The sequence below is a fragment of the Brenneria tiliae genome (genome assembly GCF_023347575.1).
GTDB classification, from domain to species: domain Bacteria; phylum Pseudomonadota; class Gammaproteobacteria; order Enterobacterales; family Enterobacteriaceae; genus Brenneria; species Brenneria corticis.
In genome coordinates, this window is the sequence record NZ_JAKPCB010000081.1 from 17,296 (window position 1) to 36,436 (window position 19,141).

Consider the following 19,141-nt stretch of genomic DNA (forward strand, 5'->3'; position numbering starts at 1 on the left):
ACCGCGCCATCGCCGGAACCGCATTAACATGTTTAAGGAGAATGTAACCATGAGTTTTATGTTGGCTCTACCCAAAATCAGCCTGCACGGCGCAGGCGCCATCGACGATATGGTTAAGCTGCTTGCCGGCAAGCAATGGGGCAAGGCGCTGATCGTCACCGACGGGCAACTGGTAAAGCTGGGGTTGCTGAGCAGCCTATTCGACGCCCTTGATAAAGCCCGACTCCCATATACCCTGTTCGACAGCGTCTTCCCCAACCCGACGGAAGAACTGGTACAGCGGGGATTGGCGGCTTACCGGAGCGCCGATTGCAGCTATATCATCGCCTTCGGCGGCGGCAGTCCGATTGATACCGCCAAGGCGATCAAAATCCTTAGCGCCAATCCGGGGCCATCCACCGCTTACTCCGGGGTCGGCAAAGTCATCAATGCCGGCGCGCCTTTGGTGGCGATTAACACCACGGCGGGCACCGCTGCCGAAATGACCAGCAACGCCGTGATTATCGACAGCGTGCGCCGGGTGAAAGAAGTGATCATTGACCCGAACATTATCCCGGATATCGCCGTTGACGATCCGCAGGTGATGCTGGGTATTCCGCCGGATGTTACCGCGGCAACCGGGATGGATGCGTTGACCCACGCGATTGAAGCCTACGTTTCCGTCGGCGCGCACCCGCTGACGGATGCGTCCGCCCTGGAAGCCATCCGCCTGATTAGCCATTGGCTGCCCGCGGCCGTCGACAACGGCCGCGACCTTAAAGCGCGCGAAATGATGGCTTACGGCCAGTATTTAGCGGGGATGGCGTTTAACAGCGCCGGTCTTGGCCTGGTCCATGCCCTGGCGCACCAGCCAGGCGCCACGCACGACCTCCCCCACGGCACCTGTAACGCCATTCTGCTGCCGATCGTCGAGGCGTTCAACCGTCCGCAGGCGGTGGCGCGTTTTGCGCGCATAGCCGAAGCGATGGGAGTGAATGCGCAGGGAATGAGTGAAGAACAAGCCAGCCTGCAAGCGATTGAGGCCATCCGCGCGCTCTCCGCCCGCGTGGGTATCCCGTCCGGTTTCCGCCAGTTGGGCATTACCGCGGACGATATCGAAGGGTGGCTGGATAAAGCGCTGGCAGACCCCTGCGCGCCATGCAACCCGCGCACCGCCTCCCGCGAAGAGGTGCGCGAACTCTACCTGGAGGCGCTATAAAGCGCCGGGCCGGCAGCAAGATTTCCGGCGGCGCATCATCGATATCGCGCCAGGCGGGGCCGGCAACCGCGATGATATAAACCACGGTGGGGGAACGCCTCCCCCACGCTCACAGCGTCAACGGCGACTCTTCCCGCTCGTCTTCCCCCTCCTGCTGGGTGATCAATACGTTGTAGGCCACCGAACAAAACAGCGAATTCAGCCGGTTCATATCCCCCAACAGTCCCAGATGCAGGGAGCTGGTTTCCAGACTCTGCACATTCTGCTGATGCAGCCGATCGACGTGGGCGTGGGCGTAGCGCCGGTTGAGAATACGGAAGCGATGTTTGGCGCGGCGTAACCGTTTCGCGCTGGTGATATCTTCGGAAAGAAATACCGACAGGCCAAGGCGCAGATTCGACATCAGCTGCTCGTGCAGATGATTTAACTCCGTCAGTCCCTGAGCGGAAAACGCGCGGCGAATGGTCGAGGAGGTATTGGCGACGTCGTCCGCCATGCGCTCAATAATATCCCCCGCCTGTTCCAGATTCAGCGCCACTTCGATCACTTCCGCCCAGCGCCGGGAATCGCGCTCGTCGAGACTCTCTTTCGGTATTTGCGCCAGATAGAGCTTAATCGCGGTATACAGCACGTCGACGTCGTCATCCAGCCGGCGCACCTCCCGCCGCTGCATATGGTCGCCCTGCATAACGTCGCGGTACAGGCGCAGCATCTGTTCCACCACATCCCCAATGCGCAAGGTTTCCCGCGCGGCGTTGGTCAAAGCCAATGCCGGCGTATCCAGCGCGCTGGTATCCAGGTGCCGCGGCTTCATCTGCATGTCCACCTCGGGCGAGTCGGCAATCATGGCGCAGGACAGCCGCGCCACCACCTCAGCGAACGGGATCAGCAACAGGCAGCGGATCAGGTTGTAAAAAAGATGAAAATAAATCACCAGCTCTTCCGAACTCAGCGGCAGCCGGGCCAGCCAGCGGGAAAGTATCTCCACCATCGGCAAGACCACCAGGCAGCCCATCAGCTTGAATAGCATGCTGCCGAGAGCCACGCGCCGGCCGGCGGCGTTCTGCGCGCTGGCGCTGATTATCGTCAATAGCCCGCTGCCCAGATTGGCGCCAATCACCAGGCACATCGCCACTTCCAGAGAAATCACCCCGCTGGCCGTCAGAGTCGCGGTCAGCAGTACCGCCGCCAGGCTGGAATAACTCACCACGGCGAACAGCGCGCCGACCAGCGCATCAAGCATGATGTCGCCGGTCAGTGAAGAGAACAGCACTTTCACGCCGGCGGTCTGGGTGATCGGCGTGGCCGCCGCCACGATCATTTCCAACGCCAGCAGGATCAGCCCCAGGCCGATAGCCACCCGGCCGATCTGGCCGATGCGCGTCTGCTTGCGGCTGAGAAAGAAGATCACCCCCAGAAAAATCAGCAGCGGAGAGAGCCAGGAGAGATCGAACGTCAGTATGCGCACCATCAGCGCGGTGCCGACGTCGGCGCCGAGAATAATCACCAACGCCGGCGCCAGCGCCACCAGGCGCTGAGAAACAAAGGACGTGGTCAGCAGCGCGGTGGCATTGCTGCTTTGCACCAGCGCCGTAACGCCAATCCCGGCGACAAAAGCCCAGGGTTTCTTGTCCACGCTGTCGCTAAGAATGCGCCGTAGGCTGGCGCCGTAAACGCGCATGATGCCGGTGCGCACAATGTGCGTTCCCCACACCAGCAAGGCAATCGCCGAAAGTAAATGCAGCAAAGTTAACACTACGTTAATTTCCCTAAAACAAATGTGAGATTGATTATTCAGTAGCCATTAGATTACCAGATGTTTCCCGCTGTGGCTGAAAAGCGCTTTCCCTATGAAAAAACAGGCTGACTGGATTCAGTACGGATAGCTAATTAACTAACAATATTTAAAAAAACGCTTTCAAATCAATAATCCTCCCGATTTTCTCTCACAGCCCCACGATATCGGGATATCCTTTTTGCGACCTGTAGACAATCTAAATTATAGGTTAAGTAATTCTTCAGACATGTAATGCAGTAAGGAAAAGGGATGAGGACCAAAACGTCGTACGGCCTTAATTGGCTCCCGCTAGTGATTATTCTTATTATCGCCAGCATTCTCTGGCAGCTAACGCCCCCCACCGGACTCAGCCAGGCCGCCTGGCATTCCGCCGTGATTTTCGTCGCCACCATTATCTGTATTGTGGCGAACGTACTCCCGATAGGGGCTATCGGTATTATCAGTATTACCCTCTTCGCCCTGACCTACGCCGCGGGCGATGCCACCGCCAGCGGCTCAATACAAACGGCGCTCAGCGATCTCAACAGTTCCCTGATCTGGCTGATAGTGGTGGCGTTTATGATCGCCCGCGGCTTTATCAAGACCGGGCTGGGGCGTCGCATCGCGTTACAGATGATCCGCCTGTTGGGCAAACGCACGCTTGGGCTGGCTTACGGACTGGCGTTTGCCGACCTGGTGCTCTCGCCGGCGATGCCGAGCAACACCGCGCGCTGCGGCGGTATTATTTATCCGATCGCCGACTCGCTGTCGCGCAGCTTTGACTCCAGGCCGGACGATGCCTCGCGCAGTAAAATCGGCACCTTCCTGATCACCTGCATCGGTAACGTTAACGATGTCACCGCCTCGATGTTTATGACCGCCTATACAGGCAACCTGCTGGCGGTAAAACTGGCGGCCAACGCCGGGGTGACCATCACCTGGGGCAGCTGGTTCCTCGCCGCGCTGGTTCCTTGCTTAATCTCCTTGACCATCGTTCCGCTGTTTGTTTACTGGCTGACCAAGCCGGAAATCCGCCATACGCCGGACGCGCCCAAACTGGCGGTCAGCGAACTGGAAAAAATGGGCCGCATGAGCCGCGGCGAATGGCTGATGGCCGTGACGGTGATCCTGCTGCTGGTGCTGTGGATTTTTGGCGATCGGTTAGGCGTTGACGCCACCACCGCCTCTTTCGTCGGCCTGTCGTTCCTGCTGCTGACCGGCGTCTTAAGCTGGGAAGACGTCAAAAGCGAAAAAGGCGCCTGGGATACGCTTATCTGGTTCGCCGCGCTGCTGATGATGGCCAACCAGTTGAAAAAACTCGGCTTCACCACCTGGTTCGGCGATCTGATCGGCAACAGCATCGGCCATATGATGCAGGGCACCAGCTGGGTGCTGGTGCTGCTGTTGCTCAATGCGGCCTACTTCTACACCCACTACTTCTTCGCCAGCGGCAACGCGCAAATCGCGGCGCTGTTCGCGGTGTTCCTCGGCGTGGGGATTAACCTGAATATTCCCGCGGTGCCGATGGCATTTATGCTGGCTTTCACCAGCAGCCTGTATTGCTCGCTGACGCAATATACGCACGCCCGCGGACCGATTCTGTTCGGCGCCGGATATGTGCCGACGGCCGTATGGTGGCGAACCGGCTTTGTCGTCAGCCTGGTTAATCAGGCGGTATTTATGTCGGCGGGCCTGCTGTGGTGGAAAGCGATTGGTTTGTACTGATTTTGTACTGAGAAAAGGCCGGAGTTATCCGGCCCGTTTCATTTTATCGCGGCAAAAGCATGGATTAGAAAGAGTAGGACAGACTGCCGACGATACTGCGCTCGGCGCCGAAGTAGCAGAACTCCAGCGAGTTACAGGCCGCCACGTAACGTTTATCGGTCAGGTTATTCACGTTCAGCTGCGCGCTCAGACCTTTCAATCCGACCTTCGACAGATCGTACCCGACCGCCATATCCACCAGCGTGTAGGAAGGCAGCGTATGCGTATTGGCGCGATCGCTGGTCACGCCGTTCACGTAGCGCACCCCGGCCCCCAGCGTCAGACCGTCCAGCGGACCGTTATTCACATCGTAGCTGGCCCAGGCGCTGGCCTGATTACGCGGCGCGTAAACGGCGCGTTTCCCCTGCTCTTCCGGACTGCTCTTCTTATAGCGAATATCCGTATACGTGTAGGCGGCCTGCAGGCGCAGATTGTCGGTAATATGGCTGACGGCTTCCAGCTCCACGCCCTCCGATTCGATTTCCCCCACCGAGCGGTAGGGGTCGGTCGGCTGCACTTTGGTGGCGACATTCTTCTGATTAATGCGGAATAGCGACATGCTGTACTGGTTTTGCGAACCTTCCGGCTGATATTTTAGCCCGGCTTCCCACTGCCGACCTTTCATCGGCTCCAGCACGTTGCCGTCCTCGCCGACAAAACTGGTGGGGGTAAACGCGGTGGAATAGCTGACGTAAGGGGCAAAGCCGGAGTCAAACAAATAGAGCAACGCCGCACGGGAGCTAAAATTGTCCTTATCCAGTTCGCTGCGGTTGCCCGTGCTCTTATCGATATTGGTCACTTTCACCCGATCGTGGCGCCCGCCCAGCGTGAAACGCCAGCGCTCCCAGCTCATCTGATCCTGAACGTAGATCCCCGTTTGTTGCAGCTTATGCTTCTCAATCGTTGACGGATACATGGCCGTCGGCAACGCGCCATAAACCGGGTTGAAAGCATCAATATCCGGGAAGGCGCCTGAAGGCCAGTCCACGTCATTATGGCGCTGCTGGTAGTCAATCCCCACCAGCAGGCGGTGGTTCACCGCGCCGGTATCAAAGCTGCCGTCGAGCTGGTTATCCAACGTCAGCGCCGAAAGCGCTTCCCGCGAGCCGGAATAGTAGCGATACAGCGAGTCGTCGCCGCTCCAGCCATAGGCATACACCTGATCCAACCTGACCTTGCTCTTCAGATAGCGCAGTTTCTGGCGTACCGCCCAGCCGTTATCAAAACCCTGTTCGAAGTTGTATCCCACCATATTCTGCTTACGGTCGTACTTCTCGTAATTCTCTTCCCCTTCATAGAAGTTATTCGAGATTTTACGGCCGTTGTGCGCCACCACGGTGCCCTCATAGGGTAAACCCGAGTGGCTGCCGCCTTCCGGATCGCGATGCAGATAAGCCATCAGCTCCAGCCGGGTTTTATCGGAAATACGCCACGTCAGGCTGGGAGCGATGGCATAGCGCTCCTCTTTCAGCGGCCCGAACTGGGTATCCGCTTTACGCACTATGCCGCCAAGGCGGAAAGCGAAACGCTCGTCGTCATCCAGCGGCCCGGTGACGTCAAACGCCGCGCCGCGCTGGGCATTATTCCCGGCAAACAGTTTGATCTGCCCGCTGCGCTCAAACGACGGCTGGCGGGAATTCAACGCCACAATCCCGCCCGGAGAGGCGCGGCCATACAGCACCGACGCCGGGCCTCTTACCACTTCGATACTCTCCAGAAACCAGGGATCGACCACCAGAGAACTGTGGGAGTTGGTATCCCCCATCATTTTCAGACCGTCCAGATAGACATTATCCAGACTGCCGTCGGAAAAACCGCGCAGCACCATATAGTCGAAACGGTTGGAAGCGCCGATCTGGTCGCTGAATACGCCCGGCGTATAGCTGACGGCCTGACGTACGTTGATCGCTCCCTGCTGCTGAATCTGCTCGCGCGTGACGATGGAAACCGCCTGCGGCGTTTCAATATCCGCCGTCGCCAGCTTGGTGGCGCCGCTTTGCGTTTGCGTGGTAACCACTATCGTATCCTTGCCGGCGCCAGACGGCGCCGCCGTCTCTTCCTCCGCCAGCGCCGATACACTAAAGCCGCCCGTGATGCACCCAATCACCAGCGCCAGCCGCGTTTTTCTCAACATGACAATCTCCGCCCGATCTTTTTTGTAAATAAGAATTATTACCGTTTTTAGCCGCGCAGTAGCTATGCGCAACGACAACTTGCGTATGCGCAATGACAAAAGCGCGCGGCGGCGGGAACTATTGAAAAATCGTGGAGTAACGACCTGCCGTATGGCGGATGCGGATCGGACGTAACGCCATAGGCAAGCCGCTCAGGGAATGGCGCGCACCGCGCTCGGCGCGATACCGTAGCGCCGCCTGAAGGCGGTGGCGAAGTTGGTGGCGTGTTGATAGCCGGACATCCAGGCGGCCTGCTGGACGCTATATCCCTGTTCAAGATAGCGGCGCGCCAGTTCCAACCGACAATCACGCAGGTAATCGAATACCGAGTGCCCGTAGGTTTGACGGAATTTGCTTCTCAGGCTGCTGGGACTCATGGCGGCCGCTTGCGCCAGCTCATGCAAGGTATAGGCGTTTTCCGGCTGCCGTTGCAGCAGTTGGCGTACGTTCTCCAGACGGCAGCGCTCGCCCGGCGCGGACAGATAGCCTTTTTCCCGCCCCCGCGGTTCGGCCGACAGGCCATAGCCCAGCAGTTGCAGCATGATCCCTTCCAGCATCAGCTGGCGCGGCAATCCGGCCACGCTGCTTTCCAGCGCCTGTTGCAGGCCGGACAGCAAATAACCGGGCACCTGCCATATAAAAGCGGCGGTTGGGGAATGCGTCCATTCATGCAGCAGCGAGGCCATCATCGGCTGCGGCTGGAAACTGGCGGGATCAATACCCAGCGTCAGGGTCTTGAGATGGCGATCGGCCGGGTGGCTGGCGTTCATCACCATCTGCTCGCCCAGCCGGGTGCTGAGCGCCATCCCCGAACGCACGACGTATTCCCGGCCGCTCAGCCGGATCGCCACGCAGCCTTCCAGCACCACCAGCGTATACATGGGGGAACATTGCAGCGAGGTCGACTCATAGGGCTGCAAAACCCGTACGTCGGAGTTCGTCAGGCAAATGCCGGACGACAGCACCAGCTCTTCAACATTTCCCTGGACGACGATGCGCTTTTCTTTATCACCAGCGCCGCTCCCCGCCAGCGTGGGAAAGTGGTAGCGAATCCCATAGCGCTCGCCAAAATCAAAAAAATCCTCTATCGAGAAGCGGCGTTTTACTATCGCGGAAGAGACGGAGTTGACCATGCTTTGAACCCGGGATCAGGCCAGCCATCGCTGGGGAGAAAAATGCCAGAGCAATTATTATCAGGCTCACCATATCATCGGCGTCGGCACGCATCAATAATATTGATAACTATTCTCATCGGGTTGTTTTTCGCAACATCACCGGCATCCGTCAGGCGCGGAGTTAGTCCGCGTCGTACCCCAGATTCGGCGCCAGCCAGCGCTCAATTTCGCTGACGCTGATGCCTTTACGTTTGGCGTAATCCTCCACCTGATCGCGCTGAATCTGCGCCACGGCGAAATATTTGCTCTCCGGATGGCTGAAGTACCAACCGGATACCGACGCCCCCGGCCACATGGCGTAAGAGTCGGTGAGCTTCATCCCCGCGTGCTTTTCCACCTCCAGCAGCTGCCAGATTTCCGCTTTTTCGGTGTGATCGGGACAGGCCGGATAGCCCGGCGCCGGACGAATGCCCTGGTAGTTTTCCCGAATCAGTTCGTCATTGCTGAGGTTTTCATTGGCCGCATAGCCCCAATACACTTTGCGCACCCGCTCATGCAGATACTCGGCGAAAGCCTCCGCCAACCGGTCCGACAGCGCTTTGACCATGATTTTATTGTAATCGTCATGCTTCGCGTCCCAGCGTTCGGCCAGCGTATCCTCCTCCAGCCCGCCGGTGACGGCGAAAGCGCCCAGATAGTCGGGCTTGCCGCTGGATTTGGGGGCGACAAAATCGGCCAGACAGTAGTTGGGGAAATCCGTTTTTTCCGTTTGCTGACGCAGGTGATGGCTGACCAGCAGAACCTTGTCGCGCCGCTCGTCGCTATAAACCTCCACGTCGTCCCCCACCCGGTTGGCGGGGAATAATCCCACCACGCCGCGGGGATTAAGCGAACCGCTCGCCGACAGCTCGTCCAGCATGGCGTTGGCGTCGGCGAACAGCCGCTGCGCCTCCTCGCCCACCGTTTCATCCTCCAGAATGCGCGGATATTTGCCGGCCAGCGACCAGGTCATAAAGAATGGCGTCCAGTCGATATAATGACGCAGCGTATCGATACCGGCCCGCACTTCCTGCACGCCCAGGCGGTGCGCGACCGGCGGCGTATAGTTTTCCCAGTCCGGCTCGTAGGCGTTGTTGCGGGCGGCCTCCAGCGTAACGGGAGGCGTTCTTGGCCTTTTGCGGCCGTGCTGAATGCGCACCGTTTCATACTCTTTGCGAGTGCGCGCCACAAAGTCAGCGTACTGGGTTGGGGAGAGCAGCGCGGAGACCACCCCCACCGTGCGGGAAGCGTTCTGCACATAGACCGTCGGGCCGCTGTAGTTCTGCTCGATTTTCACCGCGGTATGGGCTTTCGACGTCGTCGCGCCGCCGATCATCAGCGGCAGGGTAAAGCCCTGGCGCTCCATCTCCTTCGCCACGTTGACCATCTCATCCAGCGAGGGGGTGATCAGACCGGACAGGCCGACGATATCCACCTTCTCTTCGCGCGCGGTCTTGAGGATTTTATCGGTAGGCACCATCACGCCCAGATCGATAATTTCATAGTTGTTGCACTGCAATACCACGCCGACGATGTTCTTGCCGATATCATGCACGTCCCCTTTCACCGTCGCCAGCAGGATCTTGCCGGCGGTGGAGCCTTTGGCCTTGCTGGCCTCGATATAGGGCTCGAGATAGGCCACCGCCTGCTTCATCACCCGGGCGGATTTCACCACCTGCGGCAAAAACATTTTCCCGGCGCCGAACAGGTCGCCGACCACGTTCATACCGTCCATCAGCGGCCCTTCGATCACTTCGATAGGCCGCTGCGCCTGCCGGCGCGCTTCCTCGGTATCCGGTTCGATAAATTCGGTAATGCCTTTAACCAGCGAATATTCCAGCCGCTTATTCACCGGCCAGCCGCGCCATTCCGCCTGCGGCTTGGTGCTCTCGTCATCCGACTTGCTGCCGCGGTATTTTTCCGCCAGATCCAGCAGACGTTCGGTGGCGTCGTCGCGGCGGTTGAGGATCACATCCTCCACCGCATCGCGCAGCTCCGCGGGAAGATCGTCATAGATCGCCAACTGACCGGCGTTGACGATCCCCATATCCATACCGTTGCGGATGGCGTGATAAAGAAAGACGGCGTGGATCGCTTCACGCACCATGTCATTGCCGCGGAAAGAAAACGACACGTTGGAGACGCCGCCGGAGATCATCGCGTGAGGCAGTTGCGCCTTGATATCCGCGCAGGCTTCGATGAAATCCACCGCGTAGTTGTTGTGCTCTTCGATGCCGGTGGCGACGGCGAAAATATTCGGGTCGAAAATAATATCTTCCGCGGGAAAACCGACTTCTTGCGTCAGAATGCGGTAGGCGCGGCGGCATATTTCAATTTTACGCGCCCGGGTATCCGCCTGGCCCGTCTCGTCAAACGCCATCACCACCACCGCCGCGCCGTAGCGGCGCACCAGCCTGGCGTGATGCACAAAGGCCTCGACCCCTTCCTTCATGGAAATCGAGTTCACTATGCCTTTGCCCTGAATGCATTTCAGCCCTTGCTCAATCACCTCCCATTTCGAGGAGTCGATCATGATGGGAACGCGGGCGATATCGGGCTCGCCGGCAATCAGACTCAGGAAACGGGTCATCGCCGCTTGCGCATCCAGCATGCCCTCATCCATATTGATATCGATAATCTGCGCGCCGCTCTCTACCTGCTGGCGGGCCACATCCAGCGCTTCATTATATTTCTCTTCTTTAATCAGCCGCTTGAAGCGCGCGGAGCCGGTTACGTTGGTGCGTTCGCCGACGTTGACAAACAGCGTATCGGCGTCGATATTCAGCGGCTCCAGCCCTGCCAGACGGCAGGCCACCGGGATCTGCGGCAGCTTGCGCGGCGCCACGCCGTCGACCACCTTGGCGACCGCGGCGATATGCGCCGGCGTCGAACCACAGCAACCGCCGACGATATTCAGAAAGCCGGAGCGCGCCCATTCGCCGATATGCCGCGCCATGTCCGCCGCATCCAGATCGTACTCGCCGAAAGCGTTCGGCAGCCCGGCGTTCGGGTGCGCCGACACGTAACACTCGGCGATGCGGGAAAGTTCAGCCACATACTGACGCAGCTCATCCGGCCCCAGCGCGCAGTTCAGGCCGAACGACAGCGGCCGGGCGTGACGCAGTGCGTTATAGAAGGCTTCGGTGGTCTGCCCCGACAGCGTACGCCCGGAGGCATCGGTGATGGTGCCGGAGATCATCACCGGCAGCTCCACCCTCAGCGCCTCAAACTCGGTTTCCACCGCAAAGACCGCGGCTTTGGCATTCAGGGTGTCAAAGATGGTTTCGATCATGATTAGATCGACACCACCCTCGATCAATGCGCGCGTGGATTCACGGTAAGCCGCGACCAGTTGATCAAAACTGATATTACGGAATGCCGGATCGTTAACGTCGGGCGAGATAGAGGCGGTGCGGTTGGTCGGGCCGAGCACTCCCGCGACGAAGCGCGGTTTATCCGGCGTCAGCGCCGTCCACCTGTCGGCGCAGGCGCGGGCCAGCCGCGCCGCGGCGGTATTAATTTCGGCGGAGAGCGACTCCATCCCATAATCGGCCATGGCGATGGTGGTGGAGTTGAAGGTATTGGTTTCGAGGATATCCGCGCCGGCTTCCAGATAGGCGTCGTGGATGGCGCTAATCACCTGAGGCCGGGTCAGCGCCAGAAGATCGTTATTGCCTTTTACGTCGCTCGGCCAGTCCGCAAAGCGCTCGCCGCGATAATCTTCTTCCTGCAAACGATAACTTTGGATCATGGTTCCCATGCCACCATCCAACACCATAATCCGTTGCGCTAACTGACGGCGCAATTCGTCTAGCCGATTAATCACAAAAAACCCCATTCCAGCGATGAATATCTCACCAATGCAAACGCTTATCCTAGCATAAGTTGCCAATCCGCTGGCGCGGCCTCGCATGATACTTTTTCAGGCTGGCCGCGGATAAAGAAGAGTTGCATTCTTTGACAGAAAAACGAAAATCAATTCCATTATCTGAAAAAGGAACCCAAACCATGTCGCCAGCAGAACCAGCCAAAAGAGGGAAGAAACCCAGAGCCAGCGCCGCCGCGCCCGTTCAGCCGGCCGGACAGGTGCAATCGCTGACCCGCGGTCTGACGTTGCTGGAATATATCGCCAGGGCCAACGGCAGCGTGGCGCTGACCGATCTGGCGCAGCAGGCGGGGTTGCCCAACTCCACCACGCACCGCTTGCTGACCACCATGCAGCAGCAGGGGTTTGTCCGTCAGGTGGGCGATCTCGGCTTATGGACCATCGCCTCCCACGCCTTTATCGTCGGCAGCAGCTTCCTGCGCAGCCGTAATCTGCTGACGCTCGTGCACCCGATTTTACGCAAATTGATGGAAACCTCCGGCGAGACGGTGAATTTGGCCGTGTTGGACCATAGCGATTTTGAGGCGGTTATCGTCGATCAGGTGCAGTGTACCGCGCTGATGCGCATGTCCGCGCCCATCGGCGGCAAGCTGCCGATACACGCCTCCGGGGCGGGAAAAGCCTTTCTGGCCGGTCTGCCGGACGAACAGGTGATCCGCCTGCTGCATAAAAAGGGACTGCACGCCTATACCCCGCATACCCTCAACTCGCCGCAAAACCTCAAGGAAAACCTGTCCGTCATCCGCAAGCAGGGCTACGCCTTCGACGACGAAGAACACGCGCTGGGGCTGCGCTGCGTGGCGGCCAGCATTCTCGACGAGCACCATGAAGCCTTTGCCGCCATCTCCATTTCCGGACCGGTATCGCGCATTACCGACGATCGCATCACCGAACTGGGCGCCCTGGTCATCAAAGCGGCAAAAGAGGTTACCCGCGAATACAGCGGCATAGACTAGCTCGCGGATAAGGGCAGCGCTTCCCTCCCCTTATCGGCCGCCGCCCGCTGGCTAAAGCGTTTTCTGCGCCGATAGGCGTAAACGTCTTCAATATGGCCGTCGCGAATGCGCCGCTGCAACGCCCGCCAATAGTCGGCCCGGAACAATTCGCCGTGCATCTCCTCCAGCAGCGCCTGTACTTTTCTGTCGCTGCACAGAAAATGCCGGAACTCCTCGGGAAAAACATCGTTGTCGGCCACGCTGTACCAGGGCTCCGCCGCCAACTCGTCCTCCGGGTAGCGCGGCGGCGGAATATCGCGGAAATTCACCTCCGTCATATAGCAAATTTCATCGTAATCATAGAACACCACCCGGCCGTGGCGGGTCACGCCGAAGTTTTTAAACAGCATATCGCCGGGGAAAATATTGGCGGCGGCCAGCTGTTTGATGGCATTGCCATACTCTTCAATAACATCGTGCAGTTGCTGCCCGCCGGCCTGTTCAAGATAAAGATTCAGCGGCGTCATCCGCCGTTCCATATACAGATGGCGGATCACCAGCTGCTCGCCGGCATCCTGCAGTTTTTCCGGCACTTCCCGCCGCAGTTCCGCCATTAATTCAGGGCTGATGCGCCGTTTATCGATCACGAAGTTTTCATACTCCTGGGTATCGGCCATCCTTCCCACGCGATCGTGATCTTTCACCAGCCGATAGCACGCCTTCACCCGCTCGGCATCGACCTCTTTCGGCGGCGCGAAGCGATCTTTAATCACCTTAAACACCCGGTCGAAGGAGGGCAGCGTGAACACCAGCATCACCATTCCCTTCACGCCCGGCGCGCTAATAAATTGCTCCCGGGATGCGGCGATAAAATGCAGATACTCGCGGTAATATTCCGTTTTGCTGTGCTTCTGGCAGCCTATCGCCAGATACAGCTCGGCGGTGGTTTTCCCCGGCAGAATATCGCGCAGCCAGGCCACCAGCGCGGAGGGCTGCGGGGAGTAAACCATAAAGTAGGATCGGGCAAAACCAAATACGATGCTGGCTTCCGCTTTACCGGTCAGGCAGGTATCGATAAACACCGCCCCCCGCTCGTTATGGTGAATCGGCAACAGAAAAGGAAAAACGCCCTGCGGCAGGGACAGTTTTCCCACCAGCCAGGCGGCCTTATTGCGGTAGAACAGTTCGTTAGCCACCTGCAGCGTTGCCTGGGAAAGTTGCTCAGACGAGAATGCCTGCTGCACATAGGTCAGGATATATGAGATATCCCGCGGCAAATTTTCCCACGGCAAACGCAGCGGCACATCTCCCAGCACTTTTTCCAGCATCATCCGCCAGCCGCCGGACGGGACAAACGTGCGGGCGATGGGACGCGGAATTTCACGAAAACGCGTCTCGGGCTGGGAGCTGAAAATAAACAGCTTTTCAGGCGTAAGCTCCCGGTGATGAAACAAGCGGCAATAGACCGAGTTGAAAAAGCTTTCGGCGATCTCAAAGCGCGGGTAATCGGGCAGCAGCGCGGTATAAATCCGTTTTACCCGCGCCAGAAAATCCGCATCGTCGCAGCGCGCGCCGGTGATACAGCGTAGCTGCTCCACCACCAGCCCGACATGATGATCATACAGATGAATGCGCTGTTTCATCGCCTGCTGCACCGCCGACCAGTCCGCCTGTTCAAAGCGTTGCTGCGCGCCGGCGGTCACTTCCAGAAAGCGTCCGTATTGGGCGTCAAAGCCCTGCAGAATGGTCTGTGCCGTCAGCTGTTCAAGGTCGCGCGCCATCATGGTTCTCCACCGGAAAAGCGGCCGGGCTCAGAATTGCTGCTCTTCCGTGGAGCCGGTCAGCGCCGTCACCGAAGACGCTCCGCCCTGAATGATATTCGTCACCTTATCAAAGTAGCCGGTGCCGACCTCCTGCTGATGCGACGAGAAGGTGTAGCCCTCGCTAATGGCGTCGAATTCCGGCTGCTGCACTTTCTCGACGTAATGCTTCATGCCCTCGCCGCGCGCGTACGCATGGGCCAGGTCGAACATGTTGAACCACATGCTGTGGATGCCGGCCAGGGTAATAAACTGATATTTATAGCCCATGGCGGACAGTTCGTCCTGGAAACGCGCGATGGCGCCGTCGTCCAGATTCTTTTTCCAGTTAAAGGAGGGGGAACAGTTATAGGCCAATAATTTACCGGGATATTTTTCATGTATCGCCTCGGCAAAACGACGCGCCGCGGCCAGATCCGGCGTGGAGGTTTCACACCATACCAGGTCGGCGTAAGGCGCGTAAGCCAGTCCGCGGCTGATGGCCTGCTCTATCCCGGCGCGGGTGCGGTAAAACCCTTCCACCGTGCGCTCGCCGGTCACGAAGGGCCGATCGTAACTATCGCAGTCCGACGTCAGTAAATCCGCGGCGTCCGCATCGGTACGGGCCACCAATAACGTCGGCACGCCCAGCACGTCCGCAGCCAGACGCGCGGCGACCAGTTTGTGAATCGCTTCCTGCGTCGGCACCAGGACTTTTCCTCCCATATGGCCGCACTTTTTCACCGAGGCCAGTTGGTCTTCGAAATGCACCGCCGCCGCCCCGGCTTCAATCATCGATTTCATCAGTTCAAAAGCGTTCAGCACCCCGCCGAACCCCGCCTCCGCATCAGCGACAATCGGCAGAAAATAGTCGGTATAGCCTTTATCGCCCGCTTCGATTCGATTGGCCCACTGGATCTGATCGGCGCGCCGGAAGGTGTTATTAATCCGCTCGACAACGGCGGGCACCGAATTCGCCGGATACAACGACTGGTCGGGATACATGCTGGCCGCCAGATTCGCATCCGCCGCCACCTGCCAGCCGGAAAGATAAATCGCCTCAATGCCGGCTTTGGCCTGCTGTAACGCCTGGCCGCCGGTTAATGCCCCCAGACAGTTGACGTAACCCTTGCGCGCGTCGCCATGCAGCAGGTTCCATAATTTAACGGCGCCCAGCTGCGCCAAGGTACACGCCGGGTTGACCGAACCGCGCAGATTAATCACGTCTTCGGCGCGGTAAGGGCGGGTAATGCCCTCCCAGCGGGCCGTTTTCCATTGTTGTTCAATTTGTTGGATCTGTTGGGTACGAGAGAGGGTCATCGCTGAGATTCCTTATGGTTGGCGGTCAGGGTTAATCAAGCAGGGCATAGCCGGGCAAAGTCAGGAAGTCGATCAGTTCATCCTGGGTGGTGATTTTCTCCATCAGGCGGGCCGCTTCATCAAAGCGTCCGCCGCTGAAGTCCGCCTCACCCAACTCGTCCTGAATAACCAGCATTTCCTCCGCCAGCATCTGGCGAAATAGCGCCTTAGTGACGGGACGACCGTCGCTCAGGGTTTTACCGTGGCGGATCCATTGCCAGATTGAAGTACGGGAAATTTCAGCCGTCGCCGCATCCTCCATCAGTCCGTAAATCGGCACACAGCCGTTGCCGGAAATCCAGGCTTCGATGTACTGCACCGCCACGCGGATATTGGCGCGCATTCCCGCCTCCGTCCGCTCGCCGGGACAGGGCTCCAGCAGCTGCGCGGCGGTGACGGGCGCATCCTCTTCGCGCGTAACCTCAAGCTGATTTTTGCCCGCCTGCAAAGCCCGATCAAAAATCTCCATCACCGCGTCCGCCAAACCGGGATGCGCGATCCAGGTGCCGTCATGACCGTTCCCGGCCTCCAGCTCTTTATCCTTGCGCACCTTATCCAGCACCCAGTCATTGCGTTGCGGATCCTTACTGGGAATAAAAGCGGCCATGCCCCCCATGGCAAACGCGCCGCGCCGGTGGCAGGTTTTGATCAGCAGGCGCGAATAGGCGCCAAGGAAAGGTTTATCCATCGTCACCGACTGCCTGTCCGGCAAAACGCGGTCGGGATGGTTTTTCAACGTCTTGATATAGCTGAAAATATAGTCCCATCGGCCACAGTTCAGACCGACAATATGATCGCGCAGCGCATAAAGGATCTCGTCCATCTGGAAGACGGCGGGCAAGGTTTCAATCAGCACCGTGGCCTTGATGGTGCCGCGCGGCAGATCGAAGCGATCTTCGGTGTGGCAAAATACCTCACTCCACCACGCCGCCTCCTGCCACGACTGCATTTTGGGCAAATAGAAATACGGCCCGCTGCCTTTCGCCAGCAGGGCCTGATGGTTATGGAAAAAGTAGAGTGCGAAATCGAACAGGCTGGCGGGAATGCCTTCTCTCTGCCAGGTCACATGTTTTTCAGGCAAATGCAAACCACGCACCCGGCAGATCAGCACGGCGGGATCGGGTTTCAGCTGATAAATTTTCCCCGCCTCGCTGGTGTAGGAAATCGTTCCTGTTACCGCATCCCGCAGATTCATCTGACCATCAATCACTTTGTCCCAGCCGGGAGAGAGCGAATCTTCAAAATCCGCCATAAAGACCTTTACGTTGGCGTTCAGGGCATTGATCACCATCTTGCGCTCAACGGGCCCGGTGATTTCAACGCGGCGATCGCTGAGGTCGTCGGGAATAGCGCGGATTTTCCACTCGCTTTCTCTAATGGAAGCGGTTTCCGCCAGGAAATCCGGCAATAGCCCATTATCGATTTTCTCCTGCTGCGCCTGGCGATCGGCCAGCAGCCGATTTCGCCGCGCGGTAAAGCGCTCGACCAACTCGGTTAAAAATCCAATCGCCTCGTCATTAAGGATCTCCCGTTCCTTATCGCCGAAGCGTTGGCTGAAGGCCAGGTCTCTGCTTATCGTCTGTTGCGCCATTTCGTTGCTTCCTTCTCCAGATTCTCTTTCACCAGCAGCCCAGTCAGCTGAGGTCAAAGATATGAACATTTATTAACCGACAGTTTTAAGCGTAATTCATTAAAAATAAAAATCAAAAACTATTTCCATTTTTATTTTTAATTACACATAATGAACTGATAAATAATAAATTTAAAAAATATATTTATGGGAAATAGATTTCAAACAATAAAGTATGGATGTAAAAAAGGCGCCTGGAAGGCGCCTGAGGCAGGGAAAAGAACGGTTTAGTCCAGCGTTGGATTCATACGGCTCAGATCATAAGGCGTGATCTGGTAAACGTAATAGTTAAGCCAGTTAACAAACAGTAGATACCCATGGCTGCGCCAGGTTGCTTTGGGCACAACCTGCGGGTCGTTACCAGGAAAATAGTTCACCGGGATCGTCGGATCGAGCCCGGCATCGCGATCGCGAAAGTATTCGCTCGCCAGCGTCAAGGCATCGTATTCGGGGTGGCCGGTAACAAAAGCCAGCCGCTTATCCCGACTGGCAAACAGGTACGCGCCGGTCTCCTCGGATTCAGCCAGAATCTCCAGGTCGGTCTGTCTGCGAATAACATCAGAGGGGAAATCGGCATAGCGCGAATGAGGCGCCAAAAAGGTTTCATCAAAGCCTCGCGTCAATAAAGCATGCGGTTGCAGCGTATGATGCGAATAGACGCCTGATAACTTATCCGTACGGGTCATTTTCGGAATACCGTACAGGATATTTAACGCCGCCTGTACCGCCCAACACACAAACAGCGTGGAGGTGACGTGTCCTTTTGCCCAATCAATCACTCTGGCGATCTGCGGCCAATAGGCCACGTCACAAAAATCAACCAGCCCCAGCGGCGCCCCGGTAACGATCAATCCATCAAAGTTCTCGTCCTGGATATCGTCAAAGTGACAGTAAAAATTATTCAGATGCTCGGCAGGGGTGTTCTTCGACTCACGGCTATCGATACGCAGCAATTGAATATCAATCTGTAACGGCGAGTTCGACAACAGTCTCAGAAACTGGTTTTCAGTTTCGATCTTCTTCGGCATCAGGTTCAGTACCAGCACTTTCAAAGGACGAATTTCCTGCGTCTTTGCGCGCGAGGACGTCATTACAAAAACGTTCTCATTACGCAGGAAACTTACGGCTGGTAACTCATCAGGAACCCGGATTGGCATAACCTTATATCCTCACAGCATACGTTTATACGTTTAGACTTCTAGATGCCCGAAGATAGCGACTTTTGCACTTAATGTCGAGCAGACACTGACTAAGGTGAAAATGTTTCATCACTATGGGGATATGCTTATCTGTTTTTCGCATAAATAAAGGGGGGAGATGAGAAATAAATACCACAACGCAAAAAGCCCCATGCTTTCGCATGAGGCTTTCTACTTGTTTGATGCCTGGCAGTTCCCTACTCTCACATGGGGAGACCCCACACTACCATCGGCGCTACGGCGTTTCACTGCTGAGTTCGGCATGG

General features: G+C 57.6%; 11 protein-coding genes and 1 rRNA gene. 3 read left to right on the top strand and 9 right to left on the bottom strand.

The genetic code is table 11. The features are described from left to right. Window positions 1-49 precede the first annotated feature (49 nt). Window positions 50-1,198, top strand: a complete 1,149-nt coding sequence (gene fucO, locus MFP24_RS01050; RefSeq protein ID WP_249228746.1) for a lactaldehyde reductase — start codon at window positions 50-52, stop codon at window positions 1,196-1,198. 109 nt (window positions 1,199-1,307) lie between these two features. On the opposite strand, the gene MFP24_RS01055 is transcribed toward fucO, so the two are convergent. After that, window positions 1,308-2,954, bottom strand: a complete 1,647-nt coding sequence (locus MFP24_RS01055) for a Na/Pi cotransporter family protein (protein WP_249228745.1) — start codon at window positions 2,952-2,954, stop codon at window positions 1,308-1,310. A 291-nt stretch (window positions 2,955-3,245) separates the two neighbouring features. Between MFP24_RS01055 and MFP24_RS01060 the strand changes: the two genes are divergently transcribed. Then, complete coding sequence (locus MFP24_RS01060) at window positions 3,246-4,700, top strand: DASS family sodium-coupled anion symporter (protein ID WP_249228744.1); 1,455 nt, start codon at window positions 3,246-3,248, stop codon at window positions 4,698-4,700. Between the two features lie 64 nt (window positions 4,701-4,764). Here the strand turns inward: MFP24_RS01060 and foxA are convergent, their stop codons facing one another. The 3 genes from foxA to metH all read right to left on the bottom strand — a co-directional run bounded on the left by foxA (window position 4,765) and on the right by metH (window position 11,905). After that, on the bottom strand, window positions 4,765-6,873 hold the full coding sequence (gene foxA, locus MFP24_RS01065; RefSeq protein WP_249228743.1) for a ferrioxamine B receptor FoxA: 2,109 nt from the start codon (window positions 6,871-6,873) through the stop codon (window positions 4,765-4,767). A gap of 192 nt (window positions 6,874-7,065) precedes the next feature. Further along, on the bottom strand, window positions 7,066-8,046 hold the full coding sequence (locus MFP24_RS01070) for a helix-turn-helix transcriptional regulator (protein WP_249228742.1): 981 nt from the start codon (window positions 8,044-8,046) through the stop codon (window positions 7,066-7,068). A gap of 163 nt (window positions 8,047-8,209) precedes the next feature. After that, window positions 8,210-11,905: a methionine synthase gene (gene metH, locus MFP24_RS01075; protein ID WP_263458371.1), complete on the bottom strand. Its 3,696-nt coding sequence runs from the start codon at window positions 11,903-11,905 to the stop codon at window positions 8,210-8,212. 170 nt (window positions 11,906-12,075) lie between these two features. Between metH and iclR the strand changes: the two genes are divergently transcribed. Beyond that, complete coding sequence (iclR, locus tag MFP24_RS01080) at window positions 12,076-12,909, top strand: glyoxylate bypass operon transcriptional repressor IclR (protein ID WP_249228740.1); 834 nt, start codon at window positions 12,076-12,078, stop codon at window positions 12,907-12,909. Here the strand turns inward: iclR and aceK are convergent. The 5 genes from aceK to rrf form a co-directional block, all read right to left on the bottom strand. Continuing rightward, a complete protein-coding gene (gene aceK / locus MFP24_RS01085) occupies window positions 12,906-14,669 on the bottom strand; it encodes a bifunctional isocitrate dehydrogenase kinase/phosphatase (protein WP_249228739.1) in 1,764 nt (587 codons plus the stop codon). The genes iclR and aceK overlap by 4 nt on opposite strands. A gap of 30 nt (window positions 14,670-14,699) precedes the next feature. Next, the gene (gene aceA / locus MFP24_RS01090; protein WP_249228738.1) at window positions 14,700-16,007 is read right to left on the bottom strand and encodes an isocitrate lyase; all 1,308 of its coding nucleotides are present in this window, start codon (window positions 16,005-16,007) and stop codon (window positions 14,700-14,702) included. Between the two features lie 31 nt (window positions 16,008-16,038). After that, window positions 16,039-17,637 (bottom strand): malate synthase A, encoded by a 1,599-nt coding sequence (gene aceB / locus MFP24_RS01095; RefSeq protein ID WP_249228737.1) that lies wholly within the window; start codon window positions 17,635-17,637, stop codon window positions 16,039-16,041. A 266-nt stretch (window positions 17,638-17,903) separates the two neighbouring features. Continuing rightward, entirely contained in the window at window positions 17,904-18,833 is a 930-nt protein-coding gene (gene metA, locus MFP24_RS01100) for a homoserine O-acetyltransferase MetA (protein WP_249228736.1), read from the bottom strand. Between the two features lie 226 nt (window positions 18,834-19,059). Continuing rightward, window positions 19,060-19,141: ribosomal RNA gene (gene rrf / locus MFP24_RS24355) — 5S ribosomal RNA — on the bottom strand; the annotation flags it as partial.

What these genes read in the sequence shown, in the direction of transcription:
- MFP24_RS01060 (WP_249228744.1), top strand. Translation starts at nt 3,246, where the DNA reads ATGAGGACCAAAACGTCGTACGGCCTTAATTGGCTCCCGCTAGTGATT.
- aceK (WP_249228739.1), bottom strand. Translation starts at nt 14,669, where the DNA reads ATGGCGCGCGACCTTGAACAGCTGACGGCACAGACCATTCTGCAGGGC.
- metA (WP_249228736.1), bottom strand. Translation starts at nt 18,833, where the DNA reads ATGCCAATCCGGGTTCCTGATGAGTTACCAGCCGTAAGTTTCCTGCGT.
- aceB (WP_249228737.1), bottom strand. Translation starts at nt 17,637, where the DNA reads ATGGCGCAACAGACGATAAGCAGAGACCTGGCCTTCAGCCAACGCTTC.
- fucO (WP_249228746.1), top strand. Translation starts at nt 50, where the DNA reads ATGAGTTTTATGTTGGCTCTACCCAAAATCAGCCTGCACGGCGCAGGC.
- MFP24_RS01070 (WP_249228742.1), bottom strand. Translation starts at nt 8,046, where the DNA reads ATGGTCAACTCCGTCTCTTCCGCGATAGTAAAACGCCGCTTCTCGATA.
- metH (WP_263458371.1), bottom strand. Translation starts at nt 11,905, where the DNA reads ATGGGGTTTTTTGTGATTAATCGGCTAGACGAATTGCGCCGTCAGTTA.
- iclR (WP_249228740.1), top strand. Translation starts at nt 12,076, where the DNA reads ATGTCGCCAGCAGAACCAGCCAAAAGAGGGAAGAAACCCAGAGCCAGC.
- foxA (WP_249228743.1), bottom strand. Translation starts at nt 6,873, where the DNA reads ATGTTGAGAAAAACGCGGCTGGCGCTGGTGATTGGGTGCATCACGGGC.
- aceA (WP_249228738.1), bottom strand. Translation starts at nt 16,007, where the DNA reads ATGACCCTCTCTCGTACCCAACAGATCCAACAAATTGAACAACAATGG.